20 protein-coding genes are annotated in these 22651 nt (G+C 48.2%); 18 read left to right on the top strand and 2 right to left on the bottom strand.

The features are described from left to right. The first annotated feature begins 1 nt into the window (after position 1). From AC0YN4_RS04140 to yidC, 11 genes are all read left to right on the top strand, one after another. The gene (locus AC0YN4_RS04140) at positions 2-883 is read left to right on the top strand and encodes a tetratricopeptide repeat protein (protein WP_475835222.1); all 882 of its coding nucleotides are present in this window, start codon (positions 2-4) and stop codon (positions 881-883) included. A 335-nt stretch (positions 884-1218) separates the two neighbouring features. Then, positions 1219-2136, top strand: coding sequence for a tyrosine-type recombinase/integrase (locus AC0YN4_RS04135; RefSeq protein WP_475779926.1), 918 nt, complete (start codon positions 1219-1221; stop codon positions 2134-2136). Between the two features lie 177 nt (positions 2137-2313). Further along, entirely contained in the window at positions 2314-3426 is a 1113-nt protein-coding gene (gene hppD / locus AC0YN4_RS04130) for a 4-hydroxyphenylpyruvate dioxygenase (protein WP_475779927.1), read from the top strand. Positions 3427-3457: 31 nt separating this feature from the next. Further along, entirely contained in the window at positions 3458-4066 is a 609-nt protein-coding gene (locus tag AC0YN4_RS04125; RefSeq protein ID WP_475779928.1) for a flavin reductase family protein, read from the top strand. Positions 4067-4095: 29 nt separating this feature from the next. After that, complete coding sequence (locus tag AC0YN4_RS04120) at positions 4096-5265, top strand: homogentisate 1,2-dioxygenase (RefSeq protein ID WP_475779929.1); 1170 nt, start codon at positions 4096-4098, stop codon at positions 5263-5265. A gap of 30 nt (positions 5266-5295) precedes the next feature. After that, positions 5296-7293 carry an AMP-binding protein gene (locus tag AC0YN4_RS04115; RefSeq protein ID WP_475835221.1) on the top strand — a complete coding sequence of 666 codons (1998 nt, stop codon included), beginning with the start codon at positions 5296-5298 and terminating at the stop codon, positions 7291-7293. A gap of 29 nt (positions 7294-7322) precedes the next feature. Continuing rightward, positions 7323-8597 (top strand): fumarylacetoacetase, encoded by a 1275-nt coding sequence (gene fahA / locus AC0YN4_RS04110; RefSeq protein WP_475835220.1) that lies wholly within the window; start codon positions 7323-7325, stop codon positions 8595-8597. A gap of 30 nt (positions 8598-8627) precedes the next feature. Further along, entirely contained in the window at positions 8628-10367 is a 1740-nt protein-coding gene (locus tag AC0YN4_RS04105) for an aromatic amino acid hydroxylase (RefSeq protein ID WP_475779932.1), read from the top strand. Positions 10368-10450: 83 nt separating this feature from the next. Then, positions 10451-11332: a L,D-transpeptidase family protein gene (locus tag AC0YN4_RS04100; RefSeq protein WP_475779933.1), complete on the top strand. Its 882-nt coding sequence runs from the start codon at positions 10451-10453 to the stop codon at positions 11330-11332. Between the two features lie 138 nt (positions 11333-11470). Beyond that, positions 11471-11740, top strand: coding sequence for a hypothetical protein (locus AC0YN4_RS04095; RefSeq protein ID WP_475835219.1), 270 nt, complete (start codon positions 11471-11473; stop codon positions 11738-11740). Positions 11741-11764: 24 nt separating this feature from the next. Then, complete coding sequence (gene yidC / locus AC0YN4_RS04090) at positions 11765-12487, top strand: membrane protein insertase YidC (RefSeq protein ID WP_475835218.1); 723 nt, start codon at positions 11765-11767, stop codon at positions 12485-12487. A gap of 256 nt (positions 12488-12743) precedes the next feature. On the opposite strand, the gene AC0YN4_RS04085 is transcribed toward yidC, so the two are convergent. Continuing rightward, positions 12744-13898, bottom strand: coding sequence for a chromate transporter (locus AC0YN4_RS04085; protein ID WP_475780108.1), 1155 nt, complete (start codon positions 13896-13898; stop codon positions 12744-12746). 221 nt (positions 13899-14119) lie between these two features. On the opposite strand from AC0YN4_RS04085, the gene msrA reads away from it, so the two are divergent. From msrA to AC0YN4_RS04065, 4 genes are all read left to right on the top strand, one after another. After that, positions 14120-15076 (top strand): peptide-methionine (S)-S-oxide reductase MsrA, encoded by a 957-nt coding sequence (gene msrA / locus AC0YN4_RS04080; RefSeq protein WP_475779936.1) that lies wholly within the window; start codon positions 14120-14122, stop codon positions 15074-15076. A gap of 63 nt (positions 15077-15139) precedes the next feature. Further along, complete coding sequence (locus AC0YN4_RS04075; RefSeq protein WP_475835217.1) at positions 15140-16612, top strand: spore germination protein; 1473 nt, start codon at positions 15140-15142, stop codon at positions 16610-16612. Next, positions 16599-17756: a Ger(x)C family spore germination protein gene (locus AC0YN4_RS04070; RefSeq protein WP_475835216.1), complete on the top strand. Its 1158-nt coding sequence runs from the start codon at positions 16599-16601 to the stop codon at positions 17754-17756. Before AC0YN4_RS04075 ends, AC0YN4_RS04070 begins: the two co-directional genes overlap by 14 nt. Positions 17757-18005: 249 nt before the next feature. Further along, on the top strand, positions 18006-19103 hold the full coding sequence (locus AC0YN4_RS04065) for a GerAB/ArcD/ProY family transporter (protein ID WP_475779939.1): 1098 nt from the start codon (positions 18006-18008) through the stop codon (positions 19101-19103). Between the two features lie 87 nt (positions 19104-19190). Here AC0YN4_RS04065 and AC0YN4_RS04060 read toward each other — a convergent pair whose 3' ends face one another. Beyond that, positions 19191-19337, bottom strand: a complete 147-nt coding sequence (locus tag AC0YN4_RS04060) for a hypothetical protein (RefSeq protein WP_177186438.1) — start codon at positions 19335-19337, stop codon at positions 19191-19193. Positions 19338-19557: 220 nt separating this feature from the next. Here AC0YN4_RS04060 and AC0YN4_RS04055 point away from each other — a divergent pair, with 220 nt between their 5' ends. From AC0YN4_RS04055 to AC0YN4_RS04045, 3 genes are read left to right on the top strand one after another with little or no spacing between them, the layout of a single operon-like run. Then, positions 19558-20613, top strand: coding sequence for a Gfo/Idh/MocA family protein (locus AC0YN4_RS04055; protein ID WP_475835215.1), 1056 nt, complete (start codon positions 19558-19560; stop codon positions 20611-20613). A 44-nt stretch (positions 20614-20657) separates the two neighbouring features. Next, positions 20658-21764 (top strand): Gfo/Idh/MocA family protein, encoded by a 1107-nt coding sequence (locus tag AC0YN4_RS04050; RefSeq protein ID WP_475779941.1) that lies wholly within the window; start codon positions 20658-20660, stop codon positions 21762-21764. A 39-nt stretch (positions 21765-21803) separates the two neighbouring features. Beyond that, a complete protein-coding gene (locus AC0YN4_RS04045; protein WP_475779942.1) occupies positions 21804-22607 on the top strand; it encodes a sugar phosphate isomerase/epimerase family protein in 804 nt (267 codons plus the stop codon). The last annotated feature ends 44 nt before the right edge of the window (positions 22608-22651 follow it).

Here is a 22651-nt window from a genome sequence, read left to right as displayed (position 1 = left end):
TATGGTAGAAACAATAAACCCTGCAACTTCTTCAGCCTACAGTGCCGTCTATCAGCTGATTGCCTGGAAAAGGTATAAGGAAGCATTGGTTGAAACGGACAAGCTGCTGCGGGAGAATCCACATGACCCGGATCCGTATGCCATAAATGCTCAAATCTTTGTGTTAATGGGAGATTATGAGAAAGCCCAGCATTGGGCGAAAGAAGCATTAAGTCGGGATCCTGAACATCATTTAGGCTGGTATGTACGTGTTTCGGTTTATTATGAAACCGGCAATGAGAAAGCCTTTCATGAAGCACTCCAAGAAGCGCTGCGGATTAACCCGTACGAATCCCATTATTATTATTTAGCGGCGAATCAATTGAACAAGAAGGGCAAGTTCAAGGAAGCGAAGGGACAAATCGAGACGGCCCTAGAGCTGGACTCCGAGAACCCTCAATATCTGGCTGTTCTTAGTTATATCGAAGCGCTTCTTGGTAATGTTGTCGAATCAAGAAGATTGGACCGTGAAGCAATCCGTTATGGAGCCGAAGAGCCTGTCGTATTGATGTATCTTGCTTGGGCAGCGGCGAGCCGTAATGAGCATAAACTGCAAGAAACGTATATGCGCAGTGCGATCCGTCTAAATCCGGATGAGAAGCAGTACCAAGACGAATATTTGGAATCGCTTCGGCATCACTATTTAATCTATCGAATCTTTATGTGGCCTAATAAAGTATTAAGCAAAATGAAGCCTTGGCAAATCCTACTGGTGTGGGCAGCCAGCTGGATCTTATTCAAGCCACTCGTGCTGCTGTTTATTGTCCTACATATTCTAGCTCATTGGTCGACAAGAGCGATCGTCCACATCAGTGTATTCGGCTGGCGTAGACGGCGGATCTAAGTTTGTTTATAAGCAAGGCAGGTTCACGCAAAAAGTGGATTGAAAACTCAGGGAACAGAGCATACTTAATTAATCGCAATGAGACTATTCGATGCAATTTTGACGAAGGTTTACTCCAAAAATAGATAGACTATGAGGTTTGCTGGGAATACCGGCAAACCTTTTGTTATGTTCAATTTCTATAGTAAATATGCTTTATATATTTATAAACGTGCGGACCGATTTCACGATCGGCCTAAAACATGCTATAATAAGTGCGCAAAACACATATTTTGCGCACTTTCGTCTCAGATCGACAAAAGATGGCAAAGTCAGCCTATCATAGAGGTGAATCCATGACCCAAAACTACGAAATTGATGAACATTACGAGGAAGAGCTGCGTGCTTTTCATATATGGATGAAGCAAGCGGGATACACATCGACTACACAGAGAGAGTATAAGAGAGAAGCGTACTCCTATCTTCAATCGCTGGACGGGTTATCGGCCCAGAAAGCCGGCAAGATGGATGTGATCGGGTATCTGGTATCCAAACAGGATTCCACCGGAGATCGCACGAGGAACAGAACGCTTTCGGCGATACGCTCCTTTTATGTGTCATTGATTGATTTTGAAATGGCAACGAGGAATCCAGCCATGGAAGTGAAGAAATCCAAGACAGAGAAAAACAAGAAACCGGTTTACCTCGAGGAAGAGGAGCTTGTTCAGAGTCTGGCATTCGTAGACGGTCGGTACCGGGATCGCAATCTGGCGATTTTCTTGCTGATGAGCTATTGCGGCTTGCGCGTTGGAGAAGTCCATCGGTTGAATCTCAAAGATTTCAAGAAAGCGAAGGGAACGATCGAAGTATTCGGTAAAGGGAGAAAATGGAACGAGATTCCCGTACCCGAAATGTTGAGCTCGATTCTGGCGAAAGTGGAGCACGAGAGAATTGCGCCCTATCGCGAGAAAGAAGAAGCATTCTTCGTCTCTCAGAAGGGGAAGAGGCTGTCCATTCGGCAAATTCAGAAAATCGCGGAACAGACCTTTACCGCGTTCAAAGCGGACAAGCCGGGGCTGAGCGATATGAAGCTGTCTTGTCATAAATTGCGACATACATTTGCGACGATGCTGCTTCGTAACGGCGTCGATATTCGGATTGTGAAGGAACTGCTCGGCCATTCCTCGATTGAAACCACGATGATTTATACGCATGTTAATGACGATCAGAAGAAACAAGCCATGTCGACCATTAACATTCCGGTACTGATCTAAATTCATATCCTTTTATTCAAGAGCAGCCGCGAGGCGGCTCTTTTTCTTAATGGTTAGGATAGTTCATCCTTCAGCTGAATAAATATTAGCATAGCTGCTTCGACAACGTCCGCAGGTGCTGAATAAGATAACGGCAAGAGGAAACGGCATTCGCCGTGAGAAAAAGGGTGACACATCATGAGAAAACAACGACGGATCAACAATCAACCATCGGATTTGTTTCCGGTCAGAGGAATCGACTTTCTCGAAATTTATGTCGGTAACGCCAAACAAGCTGCACATTATTTAAGTAAAGGGTTCGGCTTTAAGGTGGTGGCTTACGCGGGCTTAGAAACAGGGGAATCCGGTAAAGTCTCGTATCTGCTGGAGCAGAATCAAGCGCGTTTTGTACTCAGTGGAGCGTTATCGCCGGACCACCCGATTGCAGAGTTTGTCATCAAGCACGGTGATGGCGTAAAAGACATTGCCATGCGAATCGACGATGTGGAGAAAGCTTACCAGGACGCTGTCGCACGCGGCGGCATCCCCATTATGGAACCAAGGGAATATAAGGATTCGAATGGAACAGTGACGACAGCCGCCATCGGGACTTACGGGGATACCATCCATACGTTAATAAATCGCAGTAACTATAAGGGTGTGTTTCTACCCCATTATGAGGCATGTGAGCTGAACATCCCGCATCAATCGACCGGGTTAATCGGGATCGATCATGTTGTCGGCAATGTGGAGCAGATGGAGGAATGGGTATCGTATTACGAGAAGGTCATGGGCTTCAAGCAAATGATTCATTTCGATGATAAGGATATCTCGACCGAATATTCAGCGCTGATGTCGAAGGTGATGTTTGGCGGCGGACGGATCAAGTTCCCCATTAATGAGCCTGCGACAGGCAAACGTAAATCACAGATCCAAGAATTTCTCGACTATTACCACGGGGCAGGCGTCCAGCATATAGCCATTCTGTCGAATGACATCATCGCAACTGTAACGGCATTAAAGAATAACGGAATTGAGTTCCTGAGCACACCGGACAGCTATTATGAAATGTTAACCGAGCGAGTCGGTACAATCGATGAGGAGATTGCGAAGCTTCAAGAGCTGAACATCCTTGTAGACCGCGACGATGAAGGCTATCTGCTGCAGATTTTCACCAAACCGATCGTGGATCGTCCTACTTTGTTCATGGAAATCATTCAGCGTAAAGGCGCCGTTGGATTCGGGGAAGGCAACTTTAAAGCGTTGTTTGAATCGATTGAAAGGGAACAAGCGCGAAGAGGAAATTTGTAAGGAATTACGACAAACCTGAGGAGTTGATACGATGAAAGTGGATCCTGGCACACTGTCGTGGAGGGATGCCTACAAGCTGCTGATCGGCTCCGTCCTGCCTCGTCCTATCGCATTTGTCTCCACGGTTGATCTACAAGGTAATAGTAATTTAGCTCCTTTCAGCTTCTTTACCGGCATCTGCGCGAAACCGATGATGGTGTGTTTTGCGCCGATGATTCGTGGATCGGATGGGAAGAAGAAGGATACGCTTGCCAATATTGAAGCGACCAAGCAGTTCGTCATCAACATTGTGGGAGAGCAAATCGCTGCACAAATGAATGATTGCGCCATTGAATTCCCGCCTGAGGTAGACGAATTCGCTTATACGGGTCTGACGAAAGTGCCGAGTCACAGTGTGCTGCCTCCGAGAGTACAAGAAAGTGATGTCCAGCTTGAATGTACGTTGCATCAAATCGTAACACTAGGCGAGTTGCCCGGCGCGGGCAGCCTTGTGATCGGCCAGGTCGTTTGCGTTCATGTGCAGGATGAATTATTCGAAGGCGGCAGGATCAACAGTGAATTGCTGCGACCGATCGGCAGAATGGCGGGGCAAACCTACACGAGGGCGATTTCCGACACCTTTGAACTGGAAAGGAAGTAAAGCCTGGAAGTGAAGGGGGGAGAACGAATATGGCGTTCTATCATCGGATGGGGGAGATTCCGCCGAAGCGACACACGCAATTTCGCCAGCCCGACGGTACACTGTACCGTGAACAAGTGATGGGAACCAAAGGTTTCTCGGGCATCCAATCGATTCTCTATCATCACCACGCGCCGACTGCAATCACGAAAGCGCAATTGCTGTCAGCGAGCAAACCGCAATTTGAGACGCAAGGAGCGCTCCGTCATCGGCATTTTCGCACCAATCGATTGGTCTTGAAGGGGGATGCCATCTACGGCAGGCAATACATGTTCGGCAACGACGATCTCTTAATCGCTGTCGCACATCCTACAGAAGCGATGGACTATTACTATCGTAACGGGGATGGCGATGAATTGATTTTCGTCCATAAAGGGTCTGGTAAAGTGGAAACGATGTTCGGCACCTTGCGCTATCGGCCCGGCGATTATATCGTGATTCCAATCGGAACGATCTACCGGGTAGTACCGGATTCCGGTAAAACAAAGCTACTCATCGTGGAAACGAACAGTTGGATCACGACACCGAAACGATACCGCAATGAACAGGGCCAGCTGCTGGAGCACAGCCCGTACTGCGAGCGGGATATACGGCTTCCGGAAGTATTGGAAACGTTTACAGACATGGGCGAATTCGAAGTTCGCACTCGAAAAGGAGGCTATCTGCATGCTCATATTTTCACCCATCATCCGTTGAATGTTGTCGGCTGGGATGGCTATTTATATCCATGGATATTGAATATTCGCGATTTCGAACCGATTACGGGACGGATTCATATGCCTCCGCCGATTCATCAAACCTTCGAAGGCAACCAATTTGTTATCTGCTCATTCTGTCCTAGGCTCTACGATTATCATCCGGATTCGATTCCTGCGCCCTATTATCACAGTAATGTCGATAGTGATGAGGTGCTTTATTATGTAAAAGGGAATTTTGGCAGCCGCAAAGGGATTGAAGAAGGTTCGATGACTTTGCATCCATCAGGCATCCCGCATGGACCCCATCCCGGCAAAGTAGAGGAGAGCATCGGCAAGAAGGAAACCAATGAGCTGGCGGTTATGATCGATACGTTCCGTCCCTTGCAAGTCGTCGAGCATCTGCAGTCGATCGAGGATATGAATTACGTATACAGCTGGGTATCGCGTCCGGTGGATCCATAATCCGGCTAGGTACTGAAGGAGATGCTGGTTATGCGGCAACGAGCAGTATGGTTTCCGAAGCGGTCGGAACAGGAGCAAACACGATTATATCAATTCATGCACAAGCATGGATTCACGGATTATGAGGCTTTCTATACCAAATCGATTGAAGACATCAGCTGGTTCTGGGATGCGGTCGTGCAAGACATGGGGATTGAATGGGCGATTCCCTATGATCAAGTCGTAGATTTCGCAGCTGGCATTCAGTGGCCTTCTTGGTTTACGCAGGGACAGTTGAATATCGCTGTAAATGCGGTCGATAAATGGTTGTCGGACCCTCAGGCAGCGGCCAGAAAAGCAATTATTTGGGAAGGCGAGGATCATCAAACGCTTAGCTTCACCTATGCCGAGCTTGCTGAGCAAGTGAATCGTGCAGCGTATGGATTGCGGCAGCAATTCGGATTATCGGCCGGGGAACGTGTTGCTCTCTATATGCCGATGATCCCGGAAACCGTGATAGCGATGCTTGCATTAGCCAAACTCGGCGCTGTTGCTGTTCCCATCTATTCCGGTTACAGTGCCGAAGCGGTGACTAAACGAATAGATGGATCCGGCTGTACCTTACTGATCACGGCAGACGGTTATTACCGGCGTGGAAAACAAATTCATATGAAGGAAGAAGCCGACAAGGCGACTAATAAGGCAGCTTCCAATGTTAAGCTGGTCGTTGTTCGCCGGTTGGGCATTCCGATCACTAAGCGGCAACTGGCAGGCGATATCGACTGGTTGGAGCTCATTGGCTCTGAGAATAGTGAAGATTCGAAACCATTCCCAGCAGCAGCGATGAACAGCAGCGATCCTTTAATGCTCCTCTATACCTCCGGAACAACCGGTTCGCCCAAAGGTATCATTCATACACACAGCGGATTCCCGATCAAAGCCGCATTCGATGCCGGCTATGTGATGGATTGTCGGCCGGGGGACACGATGTTATGGAATACCGATATGGGATGGATGATGGGGCCATTTATGGTTTATGGCACCTTATTAAGCGGCGGTACGATGGTGCTGTACGATGGTGCACCGGATTTTCCCGGCCCTAGTCGCATATTTAACCTCGTTAATAAACATAAAGTGACTCATCTTGGCATTTCGCCTACACTGATTCGGAGCATAATGAAGCACGGTGAAGCATGTTACAAGGAATGTGATCTGTCCTCGCTAAGGGTCATCGGTTCGTCCGGCGAGCCTTGGAATCCGGAGCCGTGGCAATGGTTATTCCATGACGTCGGTCAAGGCAGGATACCGATTGTAAATTATTCAGGAGGCACCGAGATTTCAGGGGGCATTCTGGGGAATGTGCTGCTTAAACCGATCGCCCCCGCAGGTTTTAACACTGCGATTCCAGGCATGCATGCGGATGTATTCTCACAGGACGGGAAGCCGGTTCGCGGCGAGGTTGGGGAACTGGTGCTGAAGAACGTTTGGCTCGGCATGGCAGGCGGCTTCTGGCAAGAACCGGAACGATACGAGAAAACCTATTGGTCGCGATGGTCGGGTATTTGGGTGCACGGCGATTGGGTGGAGCTGGACGATGATGGCTTCTGGATGATCACAGGACGATCTGACGACACGCTTAACGTGGCCGGAAAGCGGCTTGGTCCCACGGAAATCGAGTCGTTGCTCGTCGACCATCCTCGCGTAGTGGAAGCAGCGGCAGTTGGCGTACCCGACGATCTGAAAGGAGAAGCCGCGGTTTGTTTCGTCGTTCTGGATCATCCGCTGCTCAGTCTCCAGGAATCAACAGCGTTAACATCCGAGTTATTCGTATGGGTGGCCAGCCGACTTGGCAAAGCATTCAAACCTTCGGGGATTCATATCGTAGACGCATTACCTAAGACAAGAAATGCAAAGGTGATGCGCAGAGTCATACGATCCGCCTATTTAGCAATTGATCCCGGCGATCTGTCAGCACTTGAAAACCCTGATTCATTAGAAACAATTAGGAGATTAAGAGGGCAGGGGAATTCACAAAACGATAGCAGTTAACCACCATGTGAAGCAAAGGAGATCATCCGATGGCGTGTTCGTTTATTCATGTTGATGCGGAATCGCATTTTCCAATACAGAATTTGCCCTATGGCGTCTTCCGCCCACTGCATTTCAGTGGTTGCATGCCTCGAGTTGGTGTGGCAATTGGGGACAATGTGCTGGATCTAGCCGTGTTGGATGAAGCAGGCTGCTTCAATAACACCTCTGTTTCAGGGAAAGGCATCTTCGCTCAACCTTCGCTCAATGCATTCATGGCGATGGGAAATCAGGTGTGGAAAGAGGTTCGTTCCATCCTTACGCGGCTGCTTGATTCGGAAGAGCCGGCTCTTCGAGATAACCTCCCTCTCCGATCATCGGCATTTCACCGACAACATGATGTCGAGATGCTTCTGCCAGCGGAAATCGGTGATTACACCGATTTCTATGCATCCAAGTCACATGCTGTTAACGTCGGTACTTTATTCCGAGGCAAGGAACAGGCTTTGATGCCGAATTGGCTTCATCTGCCTGTCGGATATCATGGCAGGGCAAGCTCGATTGTCGTCAGCGGAACGGATGTTCAGCGTCCCTGCGGACAGATCAAACCTCCCGATTCCGCTCTGCCTGTCTACGGCGTGAGCGGTCAGCTTGATTTTGAGTTGGAGGTGGGGTGGTTGATTGGTACAGGGAATAAACTTGGGCAGCCCATCCCAATTGACGAAGCGAAGGAGCATTTATTCGGACTTGTGCTCGTTAACGATTGGAGTGCTCGCGACATCCAAGCCTGGGAGTACCAGCCGCTTGGACCTTTTCTCGGTAAAAATTTCGCTACCTCCATCGCTCCCTGGGTTGTCCCGCTAGAGGCGCTCGCACCATTTCGCATTCCGGCAGCTATTCAACAAGAGCCTGCCCCGCTTCCTTATCTGCAACGGAATGATGTAAATTCCTTCGATATTCAACTAGAGGTTTATTGGCAAAGTGAAGCCAATGCCGGCCGTGAACGCATCGCCGTCAGCAATTACAGCAATCTCTATTGGACGATTGAGCAGCAGGTCGCACATCATACGGTTGGCGGATGTAATTTGCGGCCTGGCGACCTGCTCGCTTCCGGAACGATTAGCGGTTCCACGAAGGAATCGCGAGGCTGCATGCTGGAGCTTACTTGGCGAGGATCGGAACCGCTTCAGTTGAATAGCGGCCAAGAGGAACGCTCATGGCTTGGCGATGGCGACCGAATTACGATGACCGGCTGGTGCCAAGGCGATGGCTACAAAGTCGGCTTCGGAGAGGTTTCAGGGAAAGTACTACCGGCAACTAGATAGCAAGCGCAAATTGCAGAGGGAGTGGAAGACATGAGAATGATTCCGCCTCATTTGTCCCCTTATATATCCGAGCAAGATTATGATCAGTATACGCCTATCGATCACGCCGTCTGGCGGTATGTAATGCGCCAGAATCACCATGCCCTGCGAGATACCGCACATGCCGCTTTTGTTAGTGGACTGCAGCAGTCAGGCATTCAGAAGGAAAGTATTCCCCGCGTATCCGAGATGAACGCATGCCTTGCCCGAATCGGATGGGGGGCCGTAATCGTCAATGGGCTCATTCCCGGTGCTGTCTTCTACGAGCTGCTTGCGAATGGGATTCTGCCCATTGCCGCTGAAATCCGTAAGTTATCCAATATCGAGTACACCCCGGCTCCTGATATTATTCACGAAGCTGCCGGGCATGCACCGATCTTGTTTGATCCGGAATATAGGACCTATGTGCAAACGATAGGGTCCATTGGTACAAAGGCCTTCTCTATGAAAGAAAGAGGAGAAGCCTTCGAGGCGCTGCGCCTATTAACGATCGTCATGGAGGATCCGAAATCGACAGCGGAAGAGAAGGCTGCTGCTCAGAAGCTGGTAGAGGAGAAACAACAAGCCATAACTGAACTAACGGAAGCGGAGAAAGTGTCCCGACTCTTCTGGGCAACCGTCGAATACGGGCTGATTGGGGAGCCGGATGATCCGAAAATATACGGCGCAGGGTTGCTGTCCTCCGTCGGAGAGAGCAAACATTGTTTCACAGATGCAGTAATGAAGCTACCGTATTCCGTTGATGCTTGTGCCGCCAGCCCTAAGGTCGTAACGGAGATGCAGTCACGTCTCTTCGTATGTCATAGCTTTGAGCAATTACTAGAAGGTGTAGAAGCATTGGCGAACACCATGGCATTTCGAATCGGCGGCACGGAGAGCTTGGAGAAGGCGCTGCGTTCGCGTAATGTGGCGACTATTGCGTTCAACTCGGGTATTTGTGTTACGGGGATCATCCAGAGCATCGAGAAAGACTCGAATGGCGAAGCCATCTATGTGAACACGACAGGCGGAACAGCGTTGTCGATTGACCATCAGCAATTAAGCGGGCATGGCAAAGATTATCATGCCAAGGGATATGGCAGTCCCATTGGCAAGCTGCAAGGCGGGATTGCATTAGAAGAATGCGATGATCAAGCACTTGCCGGGTTAGGCATATGCCAAGGAAGTCACACGGAGCTGCTATTCGAAAGTGGAATCCACGTTTCAGGACGGATCAAGAGAATCCATAGAAATGCTCATCACGTCGTGCTCCTATCCTTCGAGGACTGTTCGGTCACCTGCAATGACAAGTTGCTATTCAAGAAAGAGTGGGGCACATACGATATGGCGGTCGGGTCAAGTATCGTTTCCGCGTATCCGGGTGCGGCTGACCCCGGAGCCTACTACAGTGCAGTTGTGCCACTCGCAATAGAAGCAGAAGTAGGAGATGAACCTACCCAATCCGCTCCACTTACAGAGCTTGAAACCCTCTATCAACAAGTAAGAGCAATAAGAGAGGCTAGCAGTTTCACAGCCCAGTCTCTCCAAGCGCTCAATGAGATCCATGACAGACTCAACCAAACTTATTCGAACGACTGGTTACTGCGATTAGAGATAATCGAATTAGCCGCTGCCAACCGGGAATTGCAACTACTAGAGCACCCGCTGCAAGAAGAACTGCAAGAATTGAGCAAGGCAGCCGCCATTCGCAATCTCATCCTTAATGGTTTAGCTATACTAAAGTTCCACTAAAGTTTAGAAAAAGCAGTGGTGCAGAGGAGCTCTCGTTCATACATTGATATGTATATCAATATTTGAATAAGAGGGTGTCTTTCTTGGGTCGAAATCGGTTGAGAATCGTTGTCCTCACTTTCATAGTTTCGCTGCTGCTGAGTGTGTTCCCGCTTGCCACTGCAAGCGCTAAAGCAAGTAATAACCAACTGATTGTGATAAATAAAAGCACGAACAAATTGGCGTATTTCAATAACGGCGAGCTGATTAAGACCTTTTCCGTTGCGACCGGCAGAACGCGTACATTAACACCGGAAGGCAGCTTCAAAATCGTCAACAAAATCAAGAACAGACCTTATTACAAAGAGAAAATTCCCGGAGGCGATCCTCGGAATCCGCTTGGTGACCGTTGGTTAGGCCTTGAGGTTGACGGAACAGAAGGCACCACGTATGCGATTCACGGCAATAATAATAGCAAATCGATTGGCAAGTATGTGAGCGCAGGCTGCATCCGGATGAAGAATGATGAAATTCATTGGTTATTTCCGCAAATTGAAATCGGGACGCTCGTTATCATTACGTCGTCGGAGCATACTTTAACTGAAATCGCTGAGGCACATGATTATCCAGTCATGAAGAACTATGAAGGGAAGCTGTTCGTAAACGGGGAACCGAAGGCATTGGATAACGACTTGTTCTTAGCCGATTCACGCGTGTTTATTCCGATGCGAGAAGTCTTTGAATTATTGGGAGCAGAGGTAACGTGGGATGATGCAACGAAGACGGTGACTGCGGTCATCGGTGATCGAACACTCACCCATACGATACAGTCGAATACCGTCGATGTGAATGGAGAGTCCGTAACCATAACCGCATCTAAACTTGTAGCGGATAAGGTGCTGCTCCCGCTGCGGAATATATCGGAGCTGATTGGTTATACCGTAGAGTGGGACAGCAGTACAGGAGAAATCCGAATTACCAAGTAATCCCGAGAACGTGCAACCCTTGTTTCTAATTAGGGTTTGCACGTTTTTCAATTTGCATCCGTCTCTCGACCGATTCCGTTCAGCGGCGAAAACGGTTAGAATATACAAATATGAATGAAACGGAAAGGGGGGATATCATTGTTCGAGCCTTATGATGCGCTTCTATATGCGATGTCCATTTGCACACTTGTTTCATTGGCTTACTTATGTTTCGTTTGGATTCCGACCGCTGCTAATGACGCCAGATGGACGAGAATCCGCGAAGCGGATGCGCCGCATTCGACATTGAAGAAACAACCTGGCGCTGTACTAACCCAGCGGCAGCGGCTAACTCGGCATACGAAACGCAAAGAAGCGCCTGACGATGATTCATCCCCGTGCACGACCCTGTTGATTGCCGAAGCATAACAACAACAGGGAGGATCATTAATTATGTTAAATATGTACGCTCAAGTCGGTTTTTTTCATCAATATTTTGTCTCGCCGTTCTCTTGGATGATTGATCATTTTGCAGGATGGTTTGGAGGCAGCTTCGGTCTTGCTGTTATTGCAATCACAGTAATCGTAAGGCTGGCGCTAATGCCATTCATGATTAATCAATATAAGCAGCAGCAGAAGATGAGACGCAAGATGACGGCCATGCAGCCTGAGCTCGATGCCATTAAGCAGAAATACGTGAATAATACGGATGCGGATAAGCAGCGTAAGCAAACAGAGGAAACGATGGCGGTATACAGCAAGCATGGGTACAACCCTCTGAACATAGGCTGTCTGCCGATGCTCTTACAAATTCCAATCTTATCCGGCATGTATTATGCCATTCGGTCAAACCCGGAGCTTGCTCATCATACGTTTCTATGGTTCCAGCTTGGGAAACCGGATCTTATCCTGCCGTTCCTGGCTGCCGGCGTGTACTTGGCTCAAGCTCTGATTTCGAAGAGTGCGGCACCTCAGATGAATGCAGCCAAAGGAATGGGCTGGATTGTATATCTTTCCCCGGTCATGATGGGCATATTCTCATTCTCCGCGCCGGCTGCGATGCCGCTCTATTGGTGCATTGGCGGGATGATCATCATCCTGCAGACGCTGATTTCCAAATGGATGTATCCACTAGAGGAGACTACAACGCTTCCGGTTAAGACAGCCCATTCGTAGATCAATAAAGAACCGAAGGATCATTGATTCTTCGGTTTTTCTTTATTTAGTGGCATTAATTCATTTGATTTCAGCGTCGGAAAGAGAGATAATGTCCATGCAGTACGAGAAAGTTTATCAAACTTAAGAGGAGTACCACATGACACCCATTCTACTCATACCTGTCGCCATTATGATTCCTGTTATCCTATTCATCGTTTTCATCATTATCTACAACAAGCGGCAAAAGGAAAATAAAACAGAATAAATTGGAGAGTCAAAGCAACTTAAGCAAAGTGCCGCCAACCATCCCGGCAATGACTATCGTCCAAGGCGGTAATTTCCAGAAAACCAGCATTAGAAACAGGATGGACGCCAGTGCAAAATCGGCCGAGTCGATAATTGCCGTTGTCCATAGCGGATTATACAAGGCAGCCAATAGTATACCGACCACCGCCGCGTTTATACCTGCCAGTGCAGCTCCAATGCGCCTGTTATTTCGAAGAACGCTCCAGAAGGGCAAGGTTCCGACGATCAATAAGTAAGCCGGCAGGAAGATCGCAACGGTCGCAACAATAGCCCCGGAAACGCCTTTAGTCATTGCGCCTAAGTAAGCTGCGAAAGTAAATAGCGGTCCAGGTACAGCCTGCGCCGCACCATACCCTGCAAGAAAATCTTCTTTGCTAACCCAACCCGCAGGTACCACTTCCTGTTCCAATAACGGCAGTACAACATGGCCACCACCAAATACAATCGAACCCGATCGGTAGAAACTATCGAATAAAGACAGCCATTCGGAAGACAAGGCATGTCTTAGGACAGGCAGCACAATCAATAGACCGAAGAACAACGTCAGACACAAGGCAGCAAACGTACGAGTAATTGGAACATTGAGCGCGGGAGCATCCGGCACTTTCGTAGATCGAAAAATAATTAACCCCGTTAATCCAGTTACGATAATGAGCAAGGCTTGGCTAAATACAGACTGCCACAATAGCGAAATGACAGCGACTATGATAGCAATGGAGGCTCGGATTTTATCCGGTGCGAGCTTCTGTCCCATACTCAGGATAGCTTGAGCAACAATGGCTACCGCTACGATCTTCAAACCATGAATCCAACCCACATGACTAATATCCAATCCATTTAGAAGGTAAGCGAATACCACCAACGCAATTACCGATGGCAGCGTAAATCCTAGCCAGGCTATCAAGCCGCCAATTAAGCCGGCACGAATAGTACCGATACCGATGCCGACCTGACTGCTGGCTGGGCCGGGTATGAACTGGCATAGAGCAACGAGATCGGCATAGCTCCGTTCATCCATCCACTGTCTTTTGCGTATGTACTCATTGTGAAAGTAGCCCAGATGGGCAATGGGGCCGCCGAAAGAAGTCAATCCCAGCTTGGCTGAAACAATGAATACCTCCATATAGGCTTGTAAATTTCGTTTGGGTAACTCGTTATTCGGATAGTTTGGTTTCACATCTGCAACATCCTTCTACCATAAGATGGATTGAATTTCAACGAACAGCAATGCCATTCCATGTTTTAACTGTAGCAAATGACGGGAAGTCGTTCAAATGTTTTTCTCCCCGGGGCAATACTCAATATTATGGAGACAAAGAATTCTAAAGTGGTGGTGCATATATAATGAATAACACATTTCGAAGGACAGAGATCGCTACATTCGCAGGAGGCTGTTTCTGGTGTATGGTTCAGCCGTTCGACACACTTCCCGGAATTGATTCTGTTATTTCAGGCTATACCGGCGGCCATACCGTAAATCCGACCTACCAAACAGTCGGTACGGAAACGACAGGTCATGCTGAAGCCGTTCAAATTACATTTCAGCCGGATTTGTTTCCCTATGAGCGTTTGCTCGACATCTATTGGCAGCTGATTGATCCAACGGATCGTGACGGACAATTCGGTGACCGCGGTTCGTCTTACCGAACCATAATATTCGTACATAATGAGGAGCAGCGCAAGAAGGCAGAAGCCTCCAAGCAAGCGCTGCAGAAGAGCAAACGATTCAAGAAGCCGATTGTGACCGAGATCGTACCTGCCGTACAATTCTATCCTGCGGAGGACGAGCATCAGGATTACTACAATACACATCGAAGATCCTATAATTTGTATAAAGAAGGCAGCGGTCGTGATGAATTCGCGGAACGAAGTTGGAACAGCAAGAAAGATAAAGATCGTCTGCGTCAGCAGTTAACGGAGCTGCAATACAACGTCACCCAGAACAAGGAGTCAGAGCCTGCTTTTCAGAACGAGTATTGGAATAACGAACGGGAGGGGCTTTATGTCGATATCATTAATGGCGACCCTCTGTTCAGCTCTAGGGACAAGTATGATGCGGGGACAGGGTGGCCAACCTTCTCCAAGCCGATCGAGGAGGGCTGGATCCGTAAAGAATCCGATCTAAGCGATGGTCAGGTACGAACGGCGCTGCGAGCTCGCATCTCCAAATCGCATTTGGGCCACTTAGTTCAAGAAAATAACAAGCCTCAATATCGCGTCAATTCCGCATCCTTGCGTTTTGTTCCTGTAGAACAATTAGAGACGGAGGGGTACGGTCGCTATAAGCAGCGTTTTGCATAATTCTGGGTTTACAGGAGAATACTTTCTTTGATTCTATTCTATTGTTGATCCTGGAGAACAGAAATGATAATCGATCCTTCCGTTGCAAACAACATAAGCAAATTGGAGCAGCTGTACGCGGATAACATCTACTTTTGCTTCCAGAACTTCGAATCGAAACAAGGAAAACCACTGGCTGCGGTTGCCTATTTAAGTGTGATTATCAATCAGCAAACCTTGAACAAACAATTCGTAAGGAAGATCAACGAAGATATTCACGGTCATGAGAATCCTACGGCTGAGACGATTCTCGAATCCATTCGTTCGTTAGGTATCGTCACCGAAATCCCCTTATTGGACAAGGTTACTGGGATGATCGCTGATGCCGGAATCGTCATTTTCGTCGAAGGCTTAACGGTGTGTTATGGGATCGGGATCCCCGGATATGAGACGCGCGCAGTCGATCAACCAACATCGGAAATCAACGTGCGCGGCCCTCGTGAAGGATTCACAGAGGACTTGAAAGTGAATATGGGATTGGTTTATCGCAGGATGAAATCCACCAAATTGAAATCCAAAATCGTTGTTCTGGGACGTGAAAGCCAGACGAATGTGATGATCGTATATCTCGAAGATCAAGTAGAGGCTTCCGTTCTGCGCGAGGTTGAAGAGAGAATAGACTCGGTCAAGCTGAATATCGTCGTAGACAGCGCTCAAATCGAAGAATGGATTCAAGACAGCCCTTATTCGCCGTTTCCTCAGATCATGAATACGGAGAGACCTGACCGTGTAGTTAACGCTTTAAATCTGGGGAAAGTGGTTATTTTCACGGACGGAAGCCCGAATGCGCTTATTGCACCCTCCACCTTTACGGATTTCTTGCACCCCAGCGAGGATCTCTACGAGAAGTTTTATTTTGCCAATTTCCTACGTCTATTACGTATGCTCACATTGCTTATTTCACTCTGCGGACCTTCCTTATACATCGCGTTAACGACATTCCATCTGGAGATGATTCCGACTCCGTTAATGCTCACGTTCCTGTCGACCAAATCAGGAATTCCGTTCCCGACTTTTCTGGAGGCTCTTATCATGGAGGTAGCTTTCGAGATTCTAAGGGAAGCAAGCATTAGGCTGCCTCGAACGGTTGGTCAATCTGTAAGCATCGTCGGCGCGCTTATTATTGGCGAAGCTGCTGTTCAATCAGGCATTATCTCGAGACCGATGGTCATTGTCGTCGCGATGACAGGCATTGCCTCCTTTACGATTCCGGCATTTAACACTGCGATTACGCTCCGTTTGCTGCGATTTCCACTAATCTTCATATCTGCATGGACTGGCGTTCTCGGCTTGGCTCTTGGCTTGTTTGCGATTGTCCTGCATTTATGTTCGTTGCGGTCATTCGGGAAGCTGTATTTGCCTACGTTTAATTCGTATCGCTTGAAGGACGTAACCGAGCATTATCTGCTTCTCCCCATTAAGCACCGAAGACAGTCCAAGAATGACACCTCCTATGCATCCATGGAAGGGCAGGTTAGGGAACATGAGGATCATTAAACTGCTCTTATTGGGGTTCATTCCCTTGTCACTTCTTGCGGGGTGCTCACCTGATGTTAGAGAAATTAACAGTATCGCACTTGTTACGATTACAGGGGTTGATTACGATGAGCAATCCAAGAAATTCATCATTACGTTGTATTGCAATTACACCCCCTCGGCCAGTAAGGATATGCCGGATAAGACGTTAGAGTGGATCGCAAGTTCATCCGGTGAATCGATTCTTGATGCTGCGCGGAATATAAGAAGCCGTGCAGGCAAACAATTGATCTGGCAGCATGACAAATTTTTCATCGTGGGGGAAAGTGCAGCCCGGCATAAGTTCTATGAAATTATCGATTATTTTAATCGATCCCGCGAAATCCGGATGTCCGGTTATTTGGCGATCAGCAAAGGAAAAGCATCGGATATTCTTCATTTGAAGTCGGAAACCGGTGATTTGATCACCAATGAAATCGAAAGCAAGGTGAAGAACGAACATCTATGGGGCAAGAGCATCAACATCGAACTTAAGGACATCGTCAATTATTACACAGATCCGTATCGTGGCTTTGTTCTTGGGAAATTGTTTATTTCGAAGCCGATAAACAGTGATCGTGAGGTCATGATATTGAGCGGCGGTTCTGTCATCAATAAGGGTAAACTCGTTGGTTGGATGAATGCCGATGATGTGCTGAGCATTCATATGCTCATGGCGAAGAAGAAATGGAGATACCTTGAATTTGTTCAATCTGTTCCGTATAAATCCAAGAAGGTATCGCTGATGATGAAGATTGTAAAAAGTAACATACATTACCAAGCCATCAATGGAATGCCGGCAATCACGATCGACGTGAAATTAAGAGGTACTTTAATTGATACCAGCGGACCTATTCAATTAACGGCTAACAATGCGCTGGAACAGCTGGAGCGTTCCGCAGAGGCGACAATAAAGAAGCAGCTCACTGTAAGTTTAACTCACTTCCAGCGTGATATGCAGGTTGATGTTCTTGGCATATCCGATTACCTAAGGCAATATCACCCGAATGTATGGAAGAGAACGAAACCGAATTGGACAGAGGTGTATCCCACTTTACCGGTAACGGTTAATGTCACCGCCAGTATTCCGAATCTCGGAATGAGCCAAGTCTTAGGAGGACCATGAAATGCTAATCTTTACGATCCTAGTGCTTTTCCTCGTTTACGTAATTACGGCGTACGTCAAGCTTAGGAAACAAGGGAATAGAAAAGAAGCCATCGTGCTGTTGCTCTTTAGTCTGTTTATTACCTGTTACTTCATTCCGGTAATCGAGGATTGGATGCCAACCTCTGAATCCCTGAATATGTATTTATACAAGCCTATTTCTGTGTATGTGAGAAATGCGTTGAATATACAGTTGGGGGTCGATTGAACGTGAAACAGGAGAAAATATCGAGTTTCCAGCTGGGCTGCCTTTGTTTTGCGTTTATGTCGGGATTCTCGACTTTATATTTGCTCGAAGCCAAATGTCTTACTCAGGATGTATGGATCTCGAATATGTTAGCAACGATTGCAGTTATCCTTACGTTAGTCATGACTTCCTATATTCAGAAACAATTTCCTAAGCTCAACATGAGCGATATTATCATCATCCTATTAGGGAAGTGGATAGGGAAGCTGATTCTGACGATTTTCATGGTGGACTTGATTGGGCTTGGTGTGTTGTCGGTTCGATCCATAGCGCTGTTTTATACAAGTGCAATCCTGCCCAATACCTCACCGAATTTAATTATGCTCATTGTGATAACCGTGACGATATATGCCGTTTCTCTCGGTATTGGAACGATCGTTCGGAGCGTTCTTGTCATTCTTCCGTTCTTTATTGTCTCCATGGTGGTGATCTGCATATTTATTTATCGGGATGTGGAATACAATCCTTTTCTTCCTCAATTTCAACATCCTCTACCTATGTATGTCTACGGCACGATGGTCTCCTTCGGATTTCCTTTTGGAAAATCAGGCGTGATGGCCTTTCTTTATTCGGATGTGAATAATCCTAGGAAAGTATTGTTAAGCTGCAGCGTAGGCGTCTCCTTCTCTTGCCTATATCTATTGACTGCGACGTATATTGCATTCGGCTGTTTAGGCGTAAATATGTTCCAGACGGCATCATTCCCCTTCTTCTCGGCAATTCAGTTGGTTAAATTCGGCGAGTACTTAGAACGGATCGAGATTCTGATTATCGGGATTTGGACGATCTTTACGTTATTTGAGATCATCATTGTTCAGTATGTGTTTGTGAACATATTAGGCAAAGTTGTCGGGCTCAAGAATACGAAGGCATTCATTGTGCCGGTGGGAACCTTATTGTTCGCTATTGCGATAAAAAGCTTTCTATTGCCAACCGATTTAATTGCATATGATATCAATATACTGCCATTCACTATTATTCTACCGGTTGTGTTCGTTCCCATTGTGCTCCTGTTATTAACGTGGTTGAAGATGCGAAGGTCAGGGATACGTCCTGAATAATCGTTAACAAATTCGATGCTTGCGAATAAAAAACAGCGGATTGCAAGTGTGCTTGCAGCTCCGCTGTTTTTTGTTTGCCTTCGTACCTTAACCCGTCGAAGGGCTGTTCGGTACATTTCCCTTCTGATTGCGGTTACGATCCGTAGAACCGGCTACATTATTCTCGGCTTGACGGGAATCCGCCTGCAAGGCGTTCATTTTGTCTTGCAGTGTTTTGTTCTTATTTCTGGACAATGCTCATCCTCCTCGACGATATGTAGTTGCCTTGAGGGAGGCGCTCATAGGTTGCCCAAACCGCGTGTCAGCGATTCTTCATCCAAATGGCTATCACTTATGTCCTGATCGCAACAGTTATTGTCCAGATCGACCATGATTCCATGCTTTAGGTTGATTATGATGAGGGAAGTAATCGTTTTCATGGTCAGTAAACAAGTGAAGGAGAGATATGAACCCAATGATTGGAGTTGGAATCCTCGGATTTGCCCACGGACATGTCAATGCTTATTGTGACGAATGGAGAACGGCTGATTACAGCGTGAAGGTGCTTGCCGCCTGGGATCATGATGCACAGCGATTGGAGACGGCCTGCAAGACGTATGACCTTCAAGGGTATGCGGATGCGGTCAATGTAGTCGAACGAAGCGATATTCAGGCGGTAGTGATTGCTTCCGAAACATCGCGACATGCTGAATTGGCAGAGCTCGCAGCCAGCTACGGCAAAGCGATTATCTTGCAGAAGCCGATGGCACTCACAATGGCGGAAGCAGATCGAATTGTAGAAGCCGTGCAGAAGCATCAAGTACCATTCACGCTCGCTTGGCAGATGAGAACGGACCCCCAGAACATCCAGATGAAGCAGTGGATCGAGAGCGGAGAGCTCGGTCAAATCTTTATGGTTAGGCGCAGACATGGACTACCGGTAGGCTTGAATGCTGATTTTGCCAACAGCTGGCATGTCGATCCGGCAGCGAACCGCGATATTTGGGCGGACGATTCCGCGCATCCGACTGATTTTATTCACTGGCTGCTTGGGGCGCCGGAAAGTGTCACGGCCGAGATCAGTTCCATGTATAACCCGCGCATCCCGATGGATAACGGAATTGCCGTGTATCGTTATGCTGACGGTCCCATGGCTGAGGTAAGCTGTTCCTTCACATGTACTTCAGGTCAGAATACGACTGAAATTATCGGCGAGCTTGGCACGATTGTTCAGAACTACGGGGACGCCACAAGCTGCAATGTGCCTCGTCCTGACGATGGCGCAGGGCTCATGAAATATACGACAGCAACAGGTGCTTGGACCCCTAGCGACATCGCAACACCGGCGAATCATGGCGTCCGTATCCGCGGACTTGCGAAGCCGCTGGCTGAATTCCTTCGCGGTGAGCGTGAGCCGATTGCTACCGCTGAGGAAGGACGCACATCGCTAAGAATGGTTCTTGCTTCGTACGTTTCCAGCGGCGAAGGACGGCGTGTATTGCTCAGTGATCCGAAGATCGAGAACGTTTAATAGACAATCCAATTACTATAAAACCATTTCAGGAGGACTCAATCATGGCAGTGAAAATCGGAATCGTAGGTATGAACGGAATCGGCAATTTACATGCAGTGTGTCACAAAGAAGATGAGCTCGCTGATCTCGTTGCTGTCTGCGATATCGTCAAGGAACGTGCGGACGCCGCAGCGGAGAAGTATGGCGTGAAAGCTTACTACAGCTTGAAAGACATGATTGAGAACGAGCCGGACATCGAAGTCATCGACGTCACGACGGGTGGAATCGACAACGGAAGCTGGCATTTCGAGCCTGCGATGGAGGCCATCAGCTACGGGAAGCATGTCCTGGTCGAGAAGCCGCTTTGCCATGATATTCGCGAAGCGCGCGAGCTGGTTGCTTATGCAGAGAAACAGAAGGTCTACCTCGGCTGTAACCTGAACCATTATTTCACCGAACCGGCTGCCAAAGGCAAGCAATACATCGAGAATGGCGAAATCGGCGAGCTGGTGTACTGCTTGGCGAAGATGGGCTTTAACGGCGGAGAAGCCAATTATGGTCCAGCCGGATCGGGCAAAGTGAAAGGTCATCCTTATTTCCACATGAAGGCGTTTCTTACGCACCCACTTAGTGTAATGAGACATTTCTGTGGTGATATCACACATATTCAGACGTTCTCGGATCGTCCTGGCTTCCGCAGAAGCGCAGGCGATGTGATGGCATCGATCAACAGCATCCATCTGAAATTCGCCAATGGCGGCGTTGGTTACTTGCTTAGCCAGCGCGGCGATGCAGTCTACGGTCTTGGCGGCTGGTGGAGTCTGGAGATGGCCGGAACGAAAGGGACTTTCTGCATCGAGAACTGCGTGGAGAAAATCTCGTACTGGAAAGCAGAGAAGGGCATTCCTGCAATCAGCGTACAGCCTGAGCCTGAAGTGACGGACTATGGCACCAACGACTTTAATACGACGTTTAATCACAGGCTGCACGCATTCTTGGAGGATGTATCGAATAAGGTTCCGTTCGAGGAGCTGCGTGCCAATGGCCGCGATGCGCTTGCTGTATTGGAATATACTTTCGCGGTTATCGAGTCGTTCGAGCGTGGCGGAGAAATGGTTAGACCGAATCCGCTGCCGCCGCTTCATGGCGATCCGTTGTTCTTGAAATAGAAACTAACATTAATCAGAAACTTGAGGAGGATATAACAAATGATTCAAATTGGCGTGAACTCGGTATTATTCAAATCCTATGATTTCGCTCAAGCAGCTAAATTAATTGCACAATGCGGGTATGACGGCGTGGAAATTTCGGCGATTCAAGGCATGTGCGAGCATCTGGACCTCAGCCGCTGGCAGGAGCAGAAGGATGAGCTGCAGGCGATTGTCCAAGAGAACGGCTTGAAGTTTCTCTCGATGGAAGTCGCATCGCTGAACGAAGAACGTCTGTTGCTTGCGTTCGAAGCGGCACAAGCCATCGGAATTCCGATTATTAATGTCGGCCCTGGCGGCAAATCCGGCGTGGATGAGGACTTGGCGGCATCGATCGCAACGCTGAGCCGCTTGTCAGAGATTGCTGGCACCTACGGCGTTACACTTTGCGTGAAGGCACATGTCGGCAGCTCCATCTACAACACGCCGACTACACTCGCGGCAATGGAGCAAATCGCATCGTCATCCTTCGGTATCGATATGGACCCAAGCCATATTCATCGCTCCGGCGAGAACGCAGAAGAAGCGCTGCCTGCCGTGATCAGCCGCGTGAAGCATATCCATATCCGCGACTGCAAAGGCCGCGAGCAAGGCCCGGGTTCCATCGAGCTGCAAGCGTGCGGCCGTGGGGAGATCGATCTGTTCGGCTATTGCGAAGCACTTGTAGCGGGAGCTTATGATGGTCCGGTTGTGCTTGAAGTTATCGGCGCGCAGCCAACGCATACGATTGAGCAAGTGACCGCTGTTGCGGCGGAGTCTTATGGTTATCTGAATGCGATCTTCAAGAAATTAGACGCTCGTTAATCATTTCATTCCTCGTCGGATCAAACAATTACGCTTAGGAGGCT

It is taken from the genome of Paenibacillus sp. J22R3, assembly GCF_056269305.1.
Note: the sequence above shows the minus strand (reverse complement) of the source record. Positions and strands in the feature narration are given on the sequence as shown.

Coding starts and splice junctions, on each gene's coding strand:
- AC0YN4_RS04140 (WP_475835222.1), top strand. CDS start 2: ATGGTAGAAACAATAAACCCTGCAACTTCTTCAGCCTACAGTGCCGTC.
- AC0YN4_RS04135 (WP_475779926.1), top strand. CDS start 1,219: ATGACCCAAAACTACGAAATTGATGAACATTACGAGGAAGAGCTGCGT.
- hppD (WP_475779927.1), top strand. CDS start 2,314: ATGAGAAAACAACGACGGATCAACAATCAACCATCGGATTTGTTTCCG.
- AC0YN4_RS04125 (WP_475779928.1), top strand. CDS start 3,458: ATGAAAGTGGATCCTGGCACACTGTCGTGGAGGGATGCCTACAAGCTG.
- AC0YN4_RS04120 (WP_475779929.1), top strand. CDS start 4,096: ATGGCGTTCTATCATCGGATGGGGGAGATTCCGCCGAAGCGACACACG.
- AC0YN4_RS04115 (WP_475835221.1), top strand. CDS start 5,296: ATGCGGCAACGAGCAGTATGGTTTCCGAAGCGGTCGGAACAGGAGCAA.
- fahA (WP_475835220.1), top strand. CDS start 7,323: ATGGCGTGTTCGTTTATTCATGTTGATGCGGAATCGCATTTTCCAATA.
- AC0YN4_RS04105 (WP_475779932.1), top strand. CDS start 8,628: ATGAGAATGATTCCGCCTCATTTGTCCCCTTATATATCCGAGCAAGAT.
- yidC (WP_475835218.1), top strand. CDS start 11,765: ATGTTAAATATGTACGCTCAAGTCGGTTTTTTTCATCAATATTTTGTC.
- AC0YN4_RS04085 (WP_475780108.1), bottom strand. CDS start 13,898: ATGGAGGTATTCATTGTTTCAGCCAAGCTGGGATTGACTTCTTTCGGC.
- msrA (WP_475779936.1), top strand. CDS start 14,120: ATGAATAACACATTTCGAAGGACAGAGATCGCTACATTCGCAGGAGGC.
- AC0YN4_RS04075 (WP_475835217.1), top strand. CDS start 15,140: ATGATAATCGATCCTTCCGTTGCAAACAACATAAGCAAATTGGAGCAG.
- AC0YN4_RS04070 (WP_475835216.1), top strand. CDS start 16,599: ATGAGGATCATTAAACTGCTCTTATTGGGGTTCATTCCCTTGTCACTT.
- AC0YN4_RS04055 (WP_475835215.1), top strand. CDS start 19,558: ATGATTGGAGTTGGAATCCTCGGATTTGCCCACGGACATGTCAATGCT.
- AC0YN4_RS04050 (WP_475779941.1), top strand. CDS start 20,658: ATGGCAGTGAAAATCGGAATCGTAGGTATGAACGGAATCGGCAATTTA.
- AC0YN4_RS04045 (WP_475779942.1), top strand. CDS start 21,804: ATGATTCAAATTGGCGTGAACTCGGTATTATTCAAATCCTATGATTTC.